Here is a 17,060-nt window from a genome sequence, read left to right on the forward strand (position 1 = left end):
GAAACTAGTGACTATTGAATAATGGCTAATGACTAGTGACTATGCAAAAACCAAAAGTCATTTTGCTGGATGCTGTGGGTACACTATTTGGTGTACGGGGGAGTGTGGGCGAAGTTTATAGTGCGATCGCTCGCGAGTTTGGGGTCAAAGTCCCAGCCCAAAAATTGAATGAAGCTTTTCTGACAACTTTTGCCACAGCAGAACCTTTAGCCTTCCCAGGAGTTAACCCAGAAGAAATTCCTGAACGGGAGTTTGATTGGTGGCTAGGAGTGACTCAGCAGACTTTTCAAAAAGTAGGTGTTGTGGGACGATTTAGCGACTTCACCTATTTTTTTGACGAACTCTACAACTACTTTGCCACTGCTCAACCTTGGTTTATTTATCCTGATGTTCTTCCAGCTTTGCAAAAGTGGCGAAGTGCTGGCATAGAATTAGGTATTTTGTCCAATTTTGACTCTCGTCTCCCCTTGGTCTTAAAAGCGCTGAAACTTGACGAGTTTTTTACCTCGATCACTATTTCTACACAGATCGGAGCTGCTAAGCCTGACTCACAAACTTTTACGGCGGCTTTACAAAAACATCAATGTAACCCTCAGGAAGCTTGGCACATTGGAGATAGTTTCTCTCAAGACTATCAAGGTGCTAAGGTGGCTGGTTTGAGAGCCATTTGGCTGGAGCGCGACGGCGCTGGAGTTCACTAAATGGTGAAAAGCGGGCTGTTCATCGGTATGGTGACTTTAGATTTGGTTTACCTAACTGCCAAGCTTCCAGGTAACAACGAAAAAATTGCCGCCTCCGACTATACAGTTTCTGCCGGTGGGCCAGCAACCAACGCGGCAGTAACCTTTGCTCATCTCGGTAATCAAGTAACCCTGCTCAGCGTTGTTGGCATTCACCCAATTACTCAGCTGATTCGCTCAGATGTCGAAAGTGGGGGTGTGAAAATTGCTGATCTTGCCCCCGGTAATACCCAGCCTCCACCAGTTTCCTCAATCATCGTTACCCAAGCAACGGGTGAGCGTGCGGTAGTCTCTCTTAATTCCAGCAAAATTCAGGTCAGTAGAGAGCAACTACCATCGGATATCCTCTCTGGAGTGGAGATTGTGATGATTGATGGTCACCAAATGGGAGTTAGTTGTGCGATCGCGCAACTGGCCAAAGCTAATAATATCCCCGTCGTCATTGATGGAGGTAGCTGGAAGCCAGGATTTGAAACCGTATTACCCTTCGTTGATTACGCAGTGTGCTCCGCCAATTTTTATCCACCAGGCTGCAATAGCCAGGAAGCAGTATTTGCTTATCTCCAAAAGATTGGCATTCCTCACATTGCAATTACCCAGGGCGAAAAACCTATTCAATACCTTAGTCTGGGTTTAGCTGGTCAATTACCAGTAGCTCAGATTAGCGCCGTTGATACTCTAGGTGCTGGTGACATTTTCCATGGTGCTTTTTGTCACTACATCCTGCGACATAACTTTATCGAAGCCTTGAGAGCGGCAACAAAAATTGCTTCTCATTCCTGCCAATTTTTTGGCACTCGCCACTGGATGCGATCCGCTGATAACGGGCTATGAACTGATAGTTTATTGGAGGAAAATTCCTCCTTAAGGGTGAAGCCTTAAGACAGCTTTTATTAAATAAATTGTTTGAAAAATATTTTTTAAGTAGACAATTTTTATGCCCTGAGTGCTGAGTTCCCTAGGGCTTCTAGATCGAGCTAAGTTTTTGTATCTGATACTACGGTTGCTCAAGTTTGCTCTTAGTAAGACAAGGCGGAGATTTCGTTGACTACCTTCATCCTTCCCCGACGCAAAGCACGAAGCAAACGATCAATTGAGGCTCTCTCTTCTTCCGTCATTGAATCTTCTAATACTGCTGCCATTAAACCATAGCGGTCGGCTATTGTGAGCTGACCAGAGATAGTAGATTGAGCAAATAAATCTGGAATGGCACCGGGTAGGAGGCGAATAGGTGTGTACATTGGAGGAGGTATAACTCGACGCTTTTACATTATGAGTGGTTTATCGTTAATCGAAAGTGACTTAAGGCTAGAAGGCTGAGTGATATTAATCTTTTTTTACCATGAGCCAGATGTGCTTTGCCGATGACCACAGTCTCCTTAGCTTGTGATGAAAATTGATTAACCTAAGTGATACTCACTCGATTCTGTTGTGATGTTGATCACAGCTAGTATTTTTGTAGCGTTGGCTACTTTTGGAGATGTTAATTCTAAGTTGTTAATACATTTCTAAAAACGGTCTTACTACTTAATAAAAGTCACAAGAGTCTGTCTACTTATCCATAATCCAACAACAGACAGACTCTTGTTCAAAATATGAATGGAGAATCCTAACTAATCTCTCAAAAGTTAGCTTAGCCAAGGACGAGTTACCTTTTCCAATTGAGCAACATCCTCTGTTGTCAGGTTCCATCCCAAAGCACCAGCATTTTGTTTAGCCTGCTGTGCTGTCTTAGCACCGGGAATCGGAATTACCCCATCTTGAGCAATCAGCCAGTTGAGAGCAACTTGAGCCGGTGTGCGTTCATATTTTTCTCCTAACTGACGCAGTAACTGAATTACAGGAGAAATTTTTTCTAAGCCACCTTTGCTGAAGCGAGGATCAAGACGACGTGCTCCACTCGGTGGTAGATAAGATTCAGGCGTGTATTTGCCCGTCAGTAAACCCTGGGCCAAAGGACTATAGGCAAGGATAGTCACCCCTAACTGGCGTGCTGTTTCCAAAACACCATTACTTTCAATATTGCGGTGCAGTAGTGAGTATTGCATCTGGTTCACAGCTAAGGGTATCCCACGCGTCGCCAGATAGCCGTAGGCTTCCCGCATCTGGCTAGTTGAGTAGTTACTCACGCCAACAGTAGCAATCCGGCCCCGCTTTACTTCATCTGCTAAGGCATTCATCAGAGTTTCTTGGCTCATTAAGAAACTAAAAGGCATATGCACCTGATATAGTGCTACCTGCTCGACTTGTAAACGTTTCAAACTTTCTGTTAAAGCATCAGAAACAGACTGACCAGTAAATCTCCAAGGTAAAGGAAAATATTTAGTGGCAATCTGCACTGATTTCTCTGATTGCTTGATGAACTTCCCTAGCAGTGACTCCGATTCTCCAATTCCGTAAACCTCTGCTGTGTCAAAAAAACTAACGCCAGCGTCCAAAGTCGCTTGAAAAGCTTCTTGCACTTGTGAGGCAGTATAATCTTTGCCGTAGCCCCAAAATAGCTTGTCACCCCATGACCAGGTGCCAATGCCTAAAGCTGTAACAGTTGGGCCGTTCTCCCCTAAGGTGATAGTCTGAATTGTCTGCATCGTCGAACCAGTTACTTTTTAAACTGCTTAATATTTATTAGTTTATCGTTGCAAAGAGTTACTAGCAGCCGCAGCAAGGCTCTGGAAATGTCTATCTTTAGATACGTGTATTAGAGGAAAGAAAATACTAAGTCTAGCAAGCGATCGCTAAAAACCATGGAAACCAGTGATTTAAGCAATCCTCAGCCTTCTCCATCGACCACAGAAATGCCTCCGAAAGTCAAACTACCAACAATGCTCCGCCTGGGCTTATTCCAGATGGGTTTGGGTCTAATGTCGGTGCTGACTTTAGCTATTCTCAACCGGGTAATGATCAGTGAACTGGGAATCCCAGCGACTATTGCCACTGGAGCATTGGCAATGCATCAATTGGTAGCACCAGTAAGAGTCTGGTTTGGACACCTATCGGATACTAAACCATTATTAGGACATCACCGCAGTGGTTATGTCTGGTTGGGAACAGCAGGGTTTGCAGTAGCAGCGTTTGTGGCAGTACAAGTAATGTGGCAGTTAGGTGCTGCCATCAGAGTTGCGGGTGGCTGGACACTGAACACACCCATCTTGGGGTGGACAGCACTGCTAGCACTAGTTTTTACCTTCTATGGCTTAGCCCTCAGTTGTAGCTCAACCCCCTTTACTGCATTATTAGTAGATGTTTCCGATGAAGATAACCGCTCCCAATTAGTAGCTACTACTTGGTCATTATTAATGGTGGGAATTGTTATTGGTGGGGTTACCGGCGGCATCTTACTCAAAGATATCGGCAAGACAGAAACTGCTTTAGTTGCCAATAGTAGTACAACATTGCTCTTAGGTGCCGAACCGTTTTCAACATCCTTAGAACAGTTACAGGCACCCATCAATACAATATTTATCGTTGTGCCTCTGGTTGTCTGTGGACTAGCTTTACTCTCAACCCTTGGTCTTGAGAAAAAATATTCTCGCTATGCTTCCCGTTCAACTGTAATTAATCAAGAAGAAAACATTACTTTGGGCAAGGCGCTCAAAGTCTTAACTGCTAGTCCCCAAACCGCTATATTTTTTACTTTTTTAGCAGTAATGACTCTGAGTCTGTTTATGCAGGAAGGTGTTTTAGAGCCTTATGGTGCCGAAGTTTTTGGTATGTCAATCGGCGAAACTACTAAACTTAATTCTTTCTGGGGAATCGGAACATTATTGGGTTTGAGTACAACGGGTTTTTTGGTTGTACCTCGCCTGGGTAAAAAGAAAACTACTAAATTGGGCTGCCTATCGGTAGCAGTTTGCTTCTGTCTGATTATTTTGTCAGGATTTTCCCAAGAACCGAATCTCTTAAGGTTAGCAGTGTTAATGTTTGGTTTAACCCTAGGTATGACTACTAATGCCGCCCTCAGCCTGATGCTTGACCTCACCGCCGCCGAGACGGCTGGTACATTTATTGGTGCTTGGGGATTATCCCAAGCAATGTCAAGGGCAGTAGCTACGGCAGCCGGGGGTGTAGTTTTAGATATTGGCAAGGCACTGTTTACAACGCCCTTGCTGGCCTATAGCTTAGTATTTGGATTGCAAGCAGTGGGTATGGTTATCGCTATTTGGTTTTTGGGTCGAGTTAACGTTCAAGAATTTCGCAATAACACCCAGCAGGCAATTATCGCTGCGATGGAAAGTGACTTAGATTAAACAAGATGCAACCCCTTGTTTTTTATCTTAATTCTGCACAATTGCGGGGTATGTAAAACACTAGATATATTCAGCTTCATGAAGGATTTTTGGACAGAAATTTACAACTTTACCAAAGAAACTGCTGACCGCATTGGTACTCAGTTAATGACTGATTTTGGTCAGGTACAAGCCTCTCAAAAGGCAGATGGCACCCTGGTAACTAAAGCAGATAAATGGGCAGATGCCGAGATTAGAGAGGCGATCGCATCTCGTTTTCCCAGCCACGGTATCTTAAGCGAAGAAGCCCAACACACCTTCCCAGATACTGAATGGTGCTGGATTATTGACCCTTTGGATGGCACGACAAACTTTACACGAGGGATTCCAATTTGGGGGACTTCCTTTGGATTGCTTTATCAAGGAACACCCGTATTTGGTTATGTTCATTTCCCCACCATCAGGCAGTCATTTCATGGGTTTTGGAGGCACGAATCGGGAATCGCTGATCAAGAGAAAGGTGCCTTTCTTAACGGACTTCCTATCCACAGCAGTAGCGATGCTCCAAGTAATAACCACTTTTTCAACCTTTGCTCCCGCAGTACTTCAGTGATGAAGCAACCCTTCCCCTGTAAAATTCGCATGCTGGGTGTTGCCAGTTATAACTTTCTTACTGTTGCCAGTGGTGCTGTTTTAGGAGGTGTAGAAGCTACACCAAAGATTTGGGATATTGCTGGGGCTTGGGTGATTGTACAAGCAGCCGGAGGGGTTTGGTCACCTTTAGAATCAGAGTCAATTTTCCCCCTAAAAGTTGGTGCTGATTACGGTGCTAGACCATTTCCCACTCTTGTTGCTAGTAGTTCTGAATTGGTAAGCTTATTTAAGCCGTTAGTGGAATTTGTGGGTAGTTATTCTTAGTTGCAATTTCTCAAAAGCAAACGGATAAAAGCTCAAACCATACCATTCGTTAAAAGTGCTGCCAAAAGTAATCAGCAACCTTATTTTGAGATCGTGTATTTGGCGTTGGAAAACTTGCCTTAACTTCAGCTTCAGAAACACCTAATAAAACCGTACTCTGTAGCAACTGACGATTTTCGAGGCGTCTAGCAACACGGCTGGGTATTCCATAGCTATATACAAGATGGCCCAGCCCAGCTAGCACAACTACTTGATAATCTGGATTAGTCTCAAGAAATTGGGCAATTGCTTGAGCCATAGTTTCATCCCACAACACCTGCGTAGTGAAAAATCCCTCAAGGCTGCTACTGTTGCCCTGTCCTGCCTGATGATGTTGTTCGTAGAGTTTCTGCACCATTTGTCGGTACTCGGCGTTATCTGTCCGAATTTCTGACAGAGGCGGAATATATTGCCTTTCTTCTTTTGTCAGACTTTCTATACCGTTACGGGCTACTTGGCGTGTTACTTCTGTGGGTGCATTTAAAGCTAAGACAGGCAGTTGATTCGCTTTAGCAAAGCGCACGAGGGGAGCATAGTATTCCCAAGGGAAACCCCAACGTTGTTCATACTCAGTTTGTTCAATTAATTGGGCTTCAGTAATTTTTCCCGCCAAATATTGATCAAGGATATCCTGATAAGGTCGCTGAAACATCTCCATGGCGATCGCAATTTTCGGATTTTCCTGGTAGAGTGCTTGCATAATTGCCAACTGCGCTTGATGATCAGCAGCACTACTGTGAGTTTCTCCGAGATACACAACATCCGCCTTGATTAGTTCCTTTAATATCTTTTGTTGAGTTAGTTGTTGCTGTTCTGGTTGGACAGAGGTTAAGGTATTTTCGGCACCAGTTGGGGCAGTACACAGCAAGAAGATACCTAACGAACAGGCAAAGAGTTTAGCAATTTTGGGGATTTTCATAATAATATTTTCCTACCTCTACACCGACTCACGCCAATAATAGACCTCTTGCAAAAGTAGCGGCAGCTAACTAATTTGAGTTCAAACGAAGTTCGTAATTATAGATGCCTGCAATTAAATTAAAGCGTAAACCAAACCTTTTTCTTCTGTTGCGATATCGCTCGGATAAAATTCTAAATATTTTGAGGCGACGGTAAACATGTTCAATCACTATCCTCTCTGAAGCTAATTTATGATTCTCTTTTTTTGTTCTTTTGATAGTTTGCTCTTCTTGGGTTTTTTATGGGGTATCCGACTTTGTTTGTCGATTTTCGCTATTCCCTGATATCCTTGGTCTCCGAGACACTGTATCTCTGTCTTTAGATTGGTTTTACTACGTTTAAACAACTTAAAGTCGTGTTCTTTACCCTTGCCGCATGCAATACAGATAATCTCTTTGCTGTTTTTTTCAACGATAAGTTGAGATTTTAAAGTGTGCTTTTTTTCTTGCCACTGTAGAACTTTTTCTGTTTTTTTGAGGACGCTCCAGGGGAGTTTCAGTTACATCGATAACTGCTATCTCTATTGGGTTTCCCGATTTCAATAGTTGTTTCTTTCCCGGAATCCTTAATTCTTTTGACTTGATTAAAATATTTTCTATTTTACGAATTATTCGATATACTGTTGATTCGTTAAGTCCCCAATGTTGACCGATATGAAAGTAAGTTCTGTACTCTCGTAAGTATTCGAGCGTCATCAATACTTGATTTTCTGGACTTAATTTGGACGGTCTTCCGGTTTTTATCTTCTGTTTTTCATTTGTTTCCACTAACTCAACCATCTTAGCAAACGTCTCTTTTCTAACTCCACAAAGGCGTTTGAACTCTTGGGGTTTTAGGTCTTTCACCTTTTCATAGGTCATTATTTTCCCTCATACTGACCTATTTATCTCTTTTTTACTGGACTTTTGCAAGAGGTCTATTGAAGTTGAAGCTACAAGAGGAAAACAAAGCCATTCCCTAAAAGGATATATTAGCGCAGATTTTACTCAGCTCCCCTCAGAATTAAGAGAAGAATCGAAAAGAAAATACAGGTATATAGAACGGGTTCTCTCCAACAACATCTTGAAGCGAACTGAGTCAAACTTAAAACCCATTATCAACCAGGTGGCTCTTGAAATCGAAGATAGCCAACCTCCCTCATGGCTGACACTCTGGAGGTGGCTAAAGGATTACGAAGCATCGGGGCAAGATATTCGCTCTTTAGTACCCAAATATGTATCCAAAGGCAATCGTCAACCCCGACTCAACCCAGAAGTCCGGAAAATTATCTCCAAGGCAATTGAACAAGTGTATCTCAAACCCTCTCAAGCCTCCGGTGCTGATGTTTATGAACGGGTAATTATCGAAATTAATCAGTCTAATCGGCTGCGAGAAGCTATCGGGCAAGACTCCTTAGAAATTCCCAACATTGCAGCTATCTATCGTGCTATTCGCCAACTAGACCCTTACGTCAAAGCCGTGGGTCGCTATGGTAAAAGAATAACCAGCCAGATGTATGACCCAGTTCAAAAAGGTCGCATCCACTCCGCCCATTAGAAAGGGTGGAAATTGACCATACCAAATTACCACTGTTTGTTGTGGATACCCAAACCCGGATGCCGATTGGTACTCCTTGGCTGACCAGCGCCATCGATAAGTATTCAGGAGTAGTACTGGGTTATTACGCCAGTTTTGAGCCGCCTTCTTATTTATCGGTGATGCAATGCCTACTGCACGCTATTCGCCCTAAAAATTATCTTCACTCCCAATTCAAGAGCGTAGAAAATACCTGGGACACCTACGGTCTGCCGGAAGTGATTGTCGTTGACAACGGCAAAGAGTTTTACAGCACTCACTTTGAAGATGCCTGCCTTCAGCTTGGAATCGTCATCCAATACTCTCCCCCTAAAATGCCTTGGTACAAGAGTGCTATAGAACGGTATTTCGGAGCTTTAAATAGTCAGTTGCTTTCCGATGCTCCTGGAAAAACCTTCTCTAATTTTCTGCAACCGTCTGATTACGACCCCAAAAAGAATGCGGTAATTTCGTTTAAAGCTCTACAAGAAATTCTCCATATTTTTATTGTCGATATCCATAACCAGAGTTCCCATCCCGAACTGAAATCTCCTCGCTCTAAAGTGTGGGAATTAGCGATTACTGAATGGACGCCAGCTTTACCTCCGTCTAATCAAGAACTGAAAGTTTTAGTGGGCAGCATCACCACCCGAAAAGTTACCAGAAGAGGAGTGGAGTTTGAAGGTCTGCTCTACAACAGCAGCGAACTGGCTCGGCTGCGGTCAAATCATCAAAGTACTGAGAAAGCAACGGTTAAGTATGACCCCACTGATTTATCTTGCATCTATGTCTTAGACCCCACAACTCATCAATTTTTAGAGGTGCCTGCGCTTTGTGTTGAATACACTAAAGGGTTGACCCTCTGGCAGCACCAAGTCGTTAAACAACTGGCACGCCAAGAAGCTGAAACAGTGGACATTGTGGCTTTGTCCTTAGCCAAAGAAAAGATTCAACGAATTGTCGAGCGGGAATGGAATTCATCAAAGAAAGGTCGAACTCGGACTGCAATGGCGAGGTGGTTGGGGATTGGACGGTCTGGTTCTGGTGAGTGTAGTCAAAGCCAAGAATCGAACGACAGCAGCAGTCAACCTCATTCGAGATCAGGACTCTCTGACTTGGGCAGTACCCATAATCCCAACCCTGCCCAAGAATCTCTGCCATCACCAGAACGTACCACAGACATCTCAACCCAAGTCCCGTCGTCGGTCATCCACCAAGGCGGGTGGTCAGAAAGTCAACTCGCCAGCTCAACCCGAAAACCATGATACTTCAACCGATAATTGGCAGCCAGATTTATCGGGATGGGATGTCAGCATCGGGTTACCAACTTACCCCAGTGAGGTCGAACCTGATGCAGATAGATAAAAAGTCGTTACAAACTATGACCTTTAAAGAGCGGCTCTACATTGTCAATAACATCTACGTCGTCTATCCCCGGTTCAAGGAAATTCTAAGTGCCATCGATGATTGTCGTCATTTTTCGGACTTGAAAGATGAACCGGAATGCTTATTTTTAAAGGGTGCGACGGGAGCCGGGAAAACTACGCTCATCAAGAGCTATGAAAAAGATTATCCCAGAAAAGAAACTCCAGAAGGGACTGTAGTTCCCATCCTGTCGGTCACGATTCCTTCCCCGGCTACCGTCAAAAGCGTCGTCAGTAAGCTGCTTTGGGAACTGGGAGACCCAGCCTATGAGCCGGGGCGCTATCAGCAATCAGACAATTCGACTGATTGGATTGATGAAAGATTGTGGGGTATCCCTTGTTTTCTTAGATGAATTCCAACATTTTATTGACCGAGATTCAGCCAAAGTCCTCAAAACGGTATCTGACTGGTTGAAGGACTTGATATTAGATACAAAAGTGCCAATGGTTTTAATTGGACTGCCGGAGGCGGAAACCGTTTTTCAGTTCAACCCGCAATTGAGCCGGAGGTTTGCGAATCGGCATAATCTTAGTCCTTTTGAGTGGTCGGTGGATGCTGGGAAAGAATTTCGCACGTTTCTCCACGCAGTCGAGTCTCAACTTCCCTTATTGAAGCCGTCGGATTTGGCTAGTGAGGAAATGGCACTCCGTTTTTACTATGCCTCGGATGGAATTGTCGCCTACGTCATGAAGCTGGTTCGGTATGGAGCGCATCTAGCACTCAAACAAGGCAAAGAAAAACTGGACTTAAATGTTTTAGCAATTGCTTTTGACAAGTATGTCAAAGCCGATAAGCCAACTAAGCACAATCCTTTTTTAACTGATGAATTTATGGAGGATAGTCAAGAGAATCTGACTTTTTTCAAGCCAGCTCAGGTTGGAGCTACTAACTCCAGAATCAAACCGAAGAAGAAAACTAAAAAGGTATCTGATGTTTTGCATAAATAGAGTAAGAGAGCAGTAAGCATCATCGTGAAGAGTAGAAGACTGTTGAGGAGACCTCGACCCTATCCCGATGAAAGTCTGGGGGTTATATCATCCGACTTACTGAGACCAACTACTACTCGTCTCCTAATGGGACTTAGACAGATTTCAAGCCCAAACAAAGCCCAAAGCAGCTTTGTGAGCAAAGAATACGTCCCGATTGTGGTTCAACCACTCCATAAAACGGAAAGACATCGCTGTCCGAAACGCCTCTAATGCTTCAGTAAAGGTGTTTAAAGGTTTCGATGCCCAACGCCGTCTTAATCCTCCGGTTAAAGTGTGCCATAAAATAAATGTATAGGCACAAAACACAAGCATGAAATGTCTTATCAGGCTTCTATAATCTCTGACTTGATATTCAGATAAACCCAACCAGCCTTTGGCTTCCCGATAGAAAACTTCTACCCAATTTCTTTGAGAGTAGGTAGTTACTATCCAATCGGCTGTGGCTTTTGTTGATTCAACATTGGTAATAAAATAGTCAACATCACTAGCTTGGTCGAAGGTTGAGGCATTCATGACGATAGCAATTGTTCTCTTTCCTTCAAGCTGTGAGAGTTCAACTTCTACAGGAGCCACCCAAACGGTTTTCAGTTTATCTAGATTGATTTGAACAGGGGTAAAATCTTTTGGCGACAAGGATTCGGCTAACTTATCTAGGCGAATCTCTTCTCGTTGACTTATCCCTATTTCAATTATCACCTTACGGTTTTTGGCTAATCCTCCTATATACTTGAGTTTCCTTTTTTCCAGTTCCAGCAAAAACGTTGTGTTATTTCCATACCCAGCATCAATTAATACGATACCCGGTCGATATCCTCTGTTCATGCTGCGGTCAATTAATGCTAAGCCTAACTCCGGCTTTTTCTGGAATTCAATATCTTTTTTCCTTCAGCTAAAGAACTAGCGTGTTGAGATAACTCTATATCTAACGGTAGGCTTTTTTCCCATCATATAGATGAGTTGTTACCACTACTATTCCGTTGTCTGTCTTCCCGATTTCTCCAATGTACTGTCGTCCTACTCCCGCCGTGAAATTGCCACTTTTCCTATGTCCTGAGTCATCTACAATTAACGTGAATCCTCTACTTATTCGGGTTGGGCTACACTGATTCATCACCAGTAGACGCCGCTCATTTACCTGTTGAGCATTCCAGGGGGCTTCCGTTAAAAAATGATGTAATCGGTGGTAAGTCACTCCCACCGCGTTATCCGCCATTTGAGACAGGTTTTTTCCTTCACTTTCCCCTAATAATCCCCCAATATAGTTCCTAAACTCCCTTTTTTGCGCTTGATGTCTCCAGACATCATCAAAGCGTTTGCACCATCTATCGAAGCAAGGAGGCATGGCGGCGGGGGTTGTCTCTTTCCTGTCTTACACTCTAATGTCAAATGGCTGCCATGCCTAAATTATACCTTTATTAACTCTTTATTTTCGTTTAAGTCCCGCTAAGTGGATTTTTCAAATGTCCGGTTTAAGAGCAAGAGGAATATATGGCAATGTCTTCAATCGTGAGAAAGATGATTTATCTAGGCTGAGCAATATTTCTGATGTCGAGGCAGATATTCTTTGGTCGATGGCATTTCCTGCCAATACCTTGATTTACCCTAAAGCTGTGAAGCAAGTTAAGGTTTTTGGCAATATTGTTCCAACTGATGCTTTAAATCGCCAGCAGATTCAACTGTGTCCGATTTGTTTGCAGGAAAAACCTTATTATCGTTTCTTTTGGGAGTTATCAGTTGTTAGTGCCTGTCCTCTTCATCATTGTTTACTGATTGATAGATGTCCCCAGTGTCAAGAGCCGATTCCCTGGTCTAGACCTAAAATAGCTATATGCTCCTGTCAATTTGACTGGCGCTCTTTCCAGCCGCCAGCCGTGGAAAACGAACACATCACCTTATCCAGTCTTATCTATAAGCTGTGTCATCTAGGGGGTTTGCCTTCTGAGAATCACTTAAGAGTATCTTCAGATAATCCTGTGACTCAATTAAATTTGGGGAGTCTAGTGAATCTTTTAGTTTCTCTGTTAAGATTTTGTCGCCTTCCGGGAATTAGATACCAAGTGTTTCCGCCCAAAGAAGCCAGTTTAGCATTTGACTTGAAATCGGTAAGTGAGTTTGAGCGAGTTTTTGCTTTATTGAAAAATTGGTAGGATAACTTCTGTCAATTAATGGATAGGCACGAGGTTTTTCTTGGATATGGTGCTTCTAACAGATATGTTTATGGTTGGCGGTTCAGAGATGTTATGATTTTTTTTGAATCAGTGTTTATTTGGTTCGCTCAAGAGTCTTGGGAATTTATCCAAGAGGTCTTCGCCGATTATTTTGAAAGATTTTTGAGAAAGGTTGCCATTAAAAATATCCAGATATCTTTCTATAAAAAATTTCGGTATTACTCAATTTGTATCTCGTTAACTCGAAAAACTCGTCTAACCGAAAAATTAGCATCTAGGTCGGAACTGGAAGGACTAACCTTAGCTAAACTTTTTGCTGAAAGTCGAATCGATATGTATAAAGAAACCCTTTTCTTTCGGATGAGATACTTCTCTGACTGCTTCTAGATTTTAGATGTATAGAGAGCCGGAACAATACCTACTCTCTCATTTGGAGCTTTCGACCCCAAACCTCACTGACGGAAGTTCTCCCTAAAGGGAGAACTTCCCACCTCTGGAATGATTGTCATTCTCTGTTAGCCGGCTCTAGTACTTCTCTAGTTCTCCTCCACGGCTCTCAAAGCCTTAACCAAGTTCCGGTTAAGGGCTGGAATCCAGCGCCTGAGGGTCGAAAATTTCATCTAATGCGTCATAAGGGTAGGAAATTTTCATCTATTGGGTCAAAATTTTTCATCTTATGTGCAAATCAGAGGGCTGAAAGTGCTGTCAGTCCGTGGGAAAAATTTCAACTTATGTGCAAACTTACATCTTTATGGACTGAGAACTTGGGTAGAATATGGATTTAGACAATAGACCTCTTGCAAAAGTCCAGTAAAAAAGAGATAAATAGGTCAGTATGAGGGAAAATAATGACCTATGAAAAGGTGAAAGACCTAAAACCCCAAGAGTTCAAACGCCTTTGTGGAGTTAGAAAAGAGACGTTTGCTAAGATGGTTGAGTTAGTGGAAACAAATGAAAAACAGAAGATAAAAACCGGAAGACCGTCCAAATTAAGTCCAGAAAATCAAGTATTGATGACGCTCGAATACTTACGAGAGTACAGAACTTACTTTCATATCGGTCAACATTGGGGACTTAATGAATCAACAGTATATCGAATAATTCGTAAAACAGAAGATATTTTAATCAAGTCAAAGGAATTAAGGATTCCGGGAAAGAAACAACTATTGAAATCGGGAAACCCAATAGAGATAGCAGTTATCGATGTAACTGAAACTCCCCTGGAGCGTCCTCAAAAAAACAGAAAAAGTTCTACAGTGGCAAGAAGAAAAAGCACACTTTAAAATCTCAACTTATCGTTGAAAAAAACAGCAAAGAGATTATCTGTATTGCATGCGGCAAGGGTAAAGAACACGACTTTAAGTTGTTTAAACGGAGTAAAACCAATCTAAAGACAGAGATACAGTGTCTCGGAGATCGAGGATATCAGGGAATAGCGAAAATCCACAAACAAAGTCGGATACCCCATAAAAAACCCAAGAAGAGCAAACTATCAAAAGAACAAAAAAAGAGAATCATAAATTAGCTTCAGAGAGGATAGTGATTGAACATGTTTACCGTCGCCTCAAAATATTTAGAATTTTATCCGAGCGATATCGCAACAGAAGAAAAAGGTTTGGTTTACGCTTTAATTTAATTGCAGGCATCTATAATTACGAACTTCGTTTGAACTCAAATTAGTTAGCTGCCGCTACTTTTGCAAGAGGTCTAATGACTCAGAGAAGATCAACTTGGCACCCAATAATTTGATGAAAAATTTTCTTGCCTGACTGTAGACTCCTCTTGTGCAATTAGGTCTTAGTGAAGAACTAAGTTAAGATACAAAAGCTGTGGAAAAAGACAGTTATGCAGCTAATTACAGGGACAACCAAATTACTAGGAGTGATTGGCAATCCAATTGAGCATTCTTTGTCGCCCGTGATGCACAATGCGGCGATCGCATCTTTGAGTGTAGATTATGTCTACTTGCCCTTGCCAGTAAAAGCGGCAGATTTGGCAACAGTAGTTGCTGGTTTTCATGCCATTGGTTTAATTGGCTTTAGTGTTACTATTCCCCACAAGCAAGCAATTATCTCTCTGTTATCAGAAGTTTCAGCGGTTGCTCAAGGCGTGGGAGCAGTAAACACCGTGTGGCGCACAGAGGCAGGTTGGAGTGGCACTAATACGGATGTAGAAGGCTTTATCGCGCCTTTACAAACTGATAATCGGGATTGGGGTCAAACGACAACGGTAATTTTGGGATATGGTGGTGCGGCAAGAGCAGTGGTGGTGGGTTGTCAGCAACTTGGTTGTACTGAAATTCACGTAGTTGGTCGTAATCCACAAAAGTTAAGTCAATTTCAGCAAAGCTGGGTTAATTCCCCTGTGCCACTAAATATCATTATTCACCCTTGGGAAGAAGTTGCAGCTCTTATTCCCAAGGCAGATTTGTTAGTTAATACTACTCCTGTCGGAATGTACCCCCACGTTGACCAGTCTCCTCTCGATCAGGCGACTATGCAACATCTCGGTGAGGGTACAATCGCCTATGACCTGATTTATACTCCTCATCCTACGCAGTTTCTTAAACAAGCCCAGGAACAGGGCGCGATTGCTATTAATGGTTTGGAAATGCTAGTGCAGCAGGGAGCGGCTGCTTTAAAAATCTGGCTGGGACAAAAGCCACCAGTAGATATAATGCGCCAATCTTTGCGAGCTTATTTAGGTCTGGAGGGTTAAAGAACAGATTATCTGCAAAACACGCTTCTGTTCCCGACTTGAGAAATTAATCTCTAGGGTCTAGACAGAGAAAATTTTAATATTTTTCAATAGAAAAAACCCTCGGGAGTCTGGCCGTGTTTCGACCCCAAGGGCTTTTTCTTTAAACTGTCTCCTCACACCTGAACTAAGAATAGCTCCTTCTCTACAGATTTGGCAATAGAGGGTGACACTTGGTCAAGTGTCACCCTCTAACCGCCGTTGATATTCTCCTCAGGGACGAGTGAAGTTGACCTTCCCCAGTACAATTTGTGGCGTGGGCAGTTTGCTGCGGTGGTTGAGATACTAGCAGAGGGTACTGCATTTGAAGTTGAATTTAGCGATGCCTGCGGCGGGCTTCGCCTACGCAACGGGCGCACCTCAGAGTCGTTAGGTTTGCGACCAGATCAGATCATTGTGATCTGGTTTGAGCCAGCATCTCCTGATACAAATGCCGAAATAGTCACAGCTTAAACAGTACAACATCTAGATGCAGCAAAGATTGAAAGCTGCTGAAAAGCACTGTAAGGAGTGTTACAGGCTTATAAAATTGACAGCAGTGATCGCCTACCAATGTTTTGATACAGCGTCCTGTCGTGATGTCCCATAGTTTAATCGTGCGATCAAGACCTCCACTTAACAGTTAGCACTAGAGCTATTTTCATCAAGTTTCTAAACAATCACTATATTTGAGATAGTATTAAAATCTGAGTCAGTATTGAGCCAAGCTAACTGTTGATTATCAAAGTACAAAGCGCCTGTGTTGCTGTCATAAAAGAAGCGATTATATTCAGTAGTGCCAATACCGAAGCCATCAGCAGAAATTTCTATTTTATCTCCTTCCCCAAAGTAGAAGTCAGTAATAGTATCAATCCCCTCTGTGGGAGAGTCAAAAATAAAGTAGTCAGCACCAGTTCCACCAGTTAGAGTGTCATAACCTTCTCCAGCATCAAGGTCGTCATCACCATCACCACCGTTTAAGTAGTCATCGCCTTGATTGCCATATAAAATGTCATCCCCTTGACCGCCATACAAGTAGTCGCTGCCTTTGTAACCATAGAGGTCATCGTTGTCTTCGTCGCCGTAGAGGTTGTCGTCGCGGTCACCACCTTTTAAAGTGTCATCACCTCTATAGCCGTACAATGTTTCCTCGTAATTACCAAATATCCACCATCCCGACTTAGACTCTAGCAAATCATTTCCATCAGAACCGTATCTAGCCATTGTAGTTAAGACCCCATGTGACGCTTGAACTACTATCACAATAATTATCAAGCTAAGGATGGCACTTCATCCAATCAACTC

General features: G+C 42.9%; 16 protein-coding genes and 3 pseudogenes. 13 read left to right on the plus strand and 6 right to left on the minus strand.

The features are described from left to right. The first annotated feature begins 41 nt into the window (after positions 1 to 41). Positions 42 to 701: an HAD-IA family hydrolase gene (locus ACT7WV_RS21875; RefSeq protein ID WP_445105713.1), complete on the plus strand. Its 660-nt coding sequence runs from the start codon at positions 42 to 44 to the stop codon at positions 699 to 701. Further along, positions 702 to 1,574, plus strand: coding sequence for a sugar kinase (locus ACT7WV_RS21880; protein ID WP_445104907.1), 873 nt, complete (start codon positions 702 to 704; stop codon positions 1,572 to 1,574). 185 nt (positions 1,575 to 1,759) lie between these two features. Here ACT7WV_RS21880 and ACT7WV_RS21885 read toward each other — a convergent pair whose 3' ends face one another. Both ACT7WV_RS21885 and ACT7WV_RS21890 read right to left on the minus strand, forming a co-directional pair. After that, positions 1,760 to 1,981: a hypothetical protein gene (locus ACT7WV_RS21885; protein WP_445104908.1), complete on the minus strand. Its 222-nt coding sequence runs from the start codon at positions 1,979 to 1,981 to the stop codon at positions 1,760 to 1,762. Between the two features lie 387 nt (positions 1,982 to 2,368). Then, positions 2,369 to 3,319, minus strand: coding sequence for an aldo/keto reductase (locus ACT7WV_RS21890; RefSeq protein WP_445105714.1), 951 nt, complete (start codon positions 3,317 to 3,319; stop codon positions 2,369 to 2,371). Positions 3,320 to 3,484: 165 nt separating this feature from the next. Here ACT7WV_RS21890 and ACT7WV_RS21895 point away from each other — a divergent pair, with 165 nt between their 5' ends. Further along, positions 3,485 to 4,987, plus strand: a complete 1,503-nt coding sequence (locus tag ACT7WV_RS21895) for a BCD family MFS transporter (RefSeq protein ID WP_445104909.1) — start codon at positions 3,485 to 3,487, stop codon at positions 4,985 to 4,987. A 78-nt stretch (positions 4,988 to 5,065) separates the two neighbouring features. After that, positions 5,066 to 5,884 carry an inositol monophosphatase family protein gene (locus tag ACT7WV_RS21900; protein WP_445104910.1) on the plus strand — a complete coding sequence of 273 codons (819 nt, stop codon included), beginning with the start codon at positions 5,066 to 5,068 and terminating at the stop codon, positions 5,882 to 5,884. Between the two features lie 49 nt (positions 5,885 to 5,933). On the opposite strand, the gene ACT7WV_RS21905 is transcribed toward ACT7WV_RS21900, so the two are convergent. Both ACT7WV_RS21905 and ACT7WV_RS21910 read right to left on the minus strand, forming a co-directional pair. Further along, entirely contained in the window at positions 5,934 to 6,842 is a 909-nt protein-coding gene (locus ACT7WV_RS21905) for a ChaN family lipoprotein (RefSeq protein WP_445104911.1), read from the minus strand. A gap of 70 nt (positions 6,843 to 6,912) precedes the next feature. Beyond that, a pseudogene (locus ACT7WV_RS21910) lies at positions 6,913 to 7,743 on the minus strand (IS5 family transposase). A gap of 244 nt (positions 7,744 to 7,987) precedes the next feature. Here ACT7WV_RS21910 and ACT7WV_RS21915 point away from each other — a divergent pair. From ACT7WV_RS21915 to ACT7WV_RS21930, 4 genes are read left to right on the plus strand one after another with little or no spacing between them, the layout of a single operon-like run. Beyond that, positions 7,988 to 8,419 carry a hypothetical protein gene (locus tag ACT7WV_RS21915; RefSeq protein WP_445104912.1) on the plus strand — a complete coding sequence of 144 codons (432 nt, stop codon included), beginning with the start codon at positions 7,988 to 7,990 and terminating at the stop codon, positions 8,417 to 8,419. Between the two features lie 5 nt (positions 8,420 to 8,424). Further along, a complete protein-coding gene (locus ACT7WV_RS21920) occupies positions 8,425 to 9,702 on the plus strand; it encodes a Mu transposase C-terminal domain-containing protein (RefSeq protein ID WP_445104913.1) in 1,278 nt (425 codons plus the stop codon). Continuing rightward, complete coding sequence (locus ACT7WV_RS21925) at positions 9,699 to 10,214, plus strand: TniB family NTP-binding protein (protein ID WP_445104914.1); 516 nt, start codon at positions 9,699 to 9,701, stop codon at positions 10,212 to 10,214. Before ACT7WV_RS21920 ends, ACT7WV_RS21925 begins: the two co-directional genes overlap by 4 nt. After that, on the plus strand, positions 10,129 to 10,809 hold the full coding sequence (locus ACT7WV_RS21930; RefSeq protein WP_445104915.1) for a TniB family NTP-binding protein: 681 nt from the start codon (positions 10,129 to 10,131) through the stop codon (positions 10,807 to 10,809). Before ACT7WV_RS21925 ends, ACT7WV_RS21930 begins: the two co-directional genes overlap by 86 nt. Positions 10,810 to 10,953: 144 nt before the next feature. On the opposite strand, the pseudogene ACT7WV_RS21935 reads toward ACT7WV_RS21930, so the two are convergent. After that, positions 10,954 to 12,193 (minus strand): annotated as a pseudogene (locus tag ACT7WV_RS21935) (IS701 family transposase). 109 nt (positions 12,194 to 12,302) lie between these two features. Here ACT7WV_RS21935 and ACT7WV_RS21940 point away from each other — a divergent pair. The 5 genes and pseudogenes from ACT7WV_RS21940 to ACT7WV_RS21960 all read left to right on the plus strand — a co-directional run bounded on the left by ACT7WV_RS21940 (position 12,303) and on the right by ACT7WV_RS21960 (position 16,229). After that, the gene (locus ACT7WV_RS21940; RefSeq protein WP_445105715.1) at positions 12,303 to 12,998 is read left to right on the plus strand and encodes a TniQ family protein; all 696 of its coding nucleotides are present in this window, start codon (positions 12,303 to 12,305) and stop codon (positions 12,996 to 12,998) included. Positions 12,999 to 13,867: 869 nt separating this feature from the next. Further along, entirely contained in the window at positions 13,868 to 14,302 is a 435-nt protein-coding gene (locus ACT7WV_RS21945) for a helix-turn-helix domain-containing protein (RefSeq protein ID WP_445104916.1), read from the plus strand. An 8-nt stretch (positions 14,303 to 14,310) separates the two neighbouring features. Then, positions 14,311 to 14,699 (plus strand): annotated as a pseudogene (locus ACT7WV_RS21950) (transposase); the annotation flags it as partial. 165 nt (positions 14,700 to 14,864) lie between these two features. Next, a complete protein-coding gene (locus ACT7WV_RS21955; RefSeq protein WP_445104917.1) occupies positions 14,865 to 15,737 on the plus strand; it encodes a shikimate dehydrogenase in 873 nt (290 codons plus the stop codon). Between the two features lie 240 nt (positions 15,738 to 15,977). Continuing rightward, positions 15,978 to 16,229 carry a DUF4926 domain-containing protein gene (locus ACT7WV_RS21960; RefSeq protein WP_445104918.1) on the plus strand — a complete coding sequence of 84 codons (252 nt, stop codon included), beginning with the start codon at positions 15,978 to 15,980 and terminating at the stop codon, positions 16,227 to 16,229. 198 nt (positions 16,230 to 16,427) lie between these two features. On the opposite strand, the gene ACT7WV_RS21965 is transcribed toward ACT7WV_RS21960, so the two are convergent. Then, on the minus strand, positions 16,428 to 16,979 hold the full coding sequence (locus ACT7WV_RS21965; RefSeq protein WP_445104919.1) for a calcium-binding protein: 552 nt from the start codon (positions 16,977 to 16,979) through the stop codon (positions 16,428 to 16,430). Positions 16,980 to 17,060 lie beyond the last annotated feature (81 nt).

The organism is Symploca atlantica LB2515 (genome assembly GCF_052546295.1).

Bases quoted from the DNA above. Each gene is read 5' to 3' on its own strand.
- ACT7WV_RS21875 (WP_445105713.1), top strand. From the start codon at position 42: ATGCAAAAACCAAAAGTCATTTTGCTGGATGCTGTGGGTACACTATTT.
- ACT7WV_RS21880 (WP_445104907.1), top strand. From the start codon at position 702: ATGGTGAAAAGCGGGCTGTTCATCGGTATGGTGACTTTAGATTTGGTT.
- ACT7WV_RS21885 (WP_445104908.1), bottom strand. From the start codon at position 1,981: ATGTACACACCTATTCGCCTCCTACCCGGTGCCATTCCAGATTTATTT.
- ACT7WV_RS21895 (WP_445104909.1), top strand. From the start codon at position 3,485: ATGGAAACCAGTGATTTAAGCAATCCTCAGCCTTCTCCATCGACCACA.
- ACT7WV_RS21900 (WP_445104910.1), top strand. From the start codon at position 5,066: ATGAAGGATTTTTGGACAGAAATTTACAACTTTACCAAAGAAACTGCT.
- ACT7WV_RS21905 (WP_445104911.1), bottom strand. From the start codon at position 6,842: ATGAAAATCCCCAAAATTGCTAAACTCTTTGCCTGTTCGTTAGGTATC.
- ACT7WV_RS21925 (WP_445104914.1), top strand. From the start codon at position 9,699: ATGATACTTCAACCGATAATTGGCAGCCAGATTTATCGGGATGGGATG.
- ACT7WV_RS21930 (WP_445104915.1), top strand. From the start codon at position 10,129: ATGAGCCGGGGCGCTATCAGCAATCAGACAATTCGACTGATTGGATTG.
- ACT7WV_RS21945 (WP_445104916.1), top strand. From the start codon at position 13,868: ATGACCTATGAAAAGGTGAAAGACCTAAAACCCCAAGAGTTCAAACGC.
- ACT7WV_RS21955 (WP_445104917.1), top strand. From the start codon at position 14,865: ATGCAGCTAATTACAGGGACAACCAAATTACTAGGAGTGATTGGCAAT.
- ACT7WV_RS21965 (WP_445104919.1), bottom strand. From the start codon at position 16,979: ATGGCTAGATACGGTTCTGATGGAAATGATTTGCTAGAGTCTAAGTCG.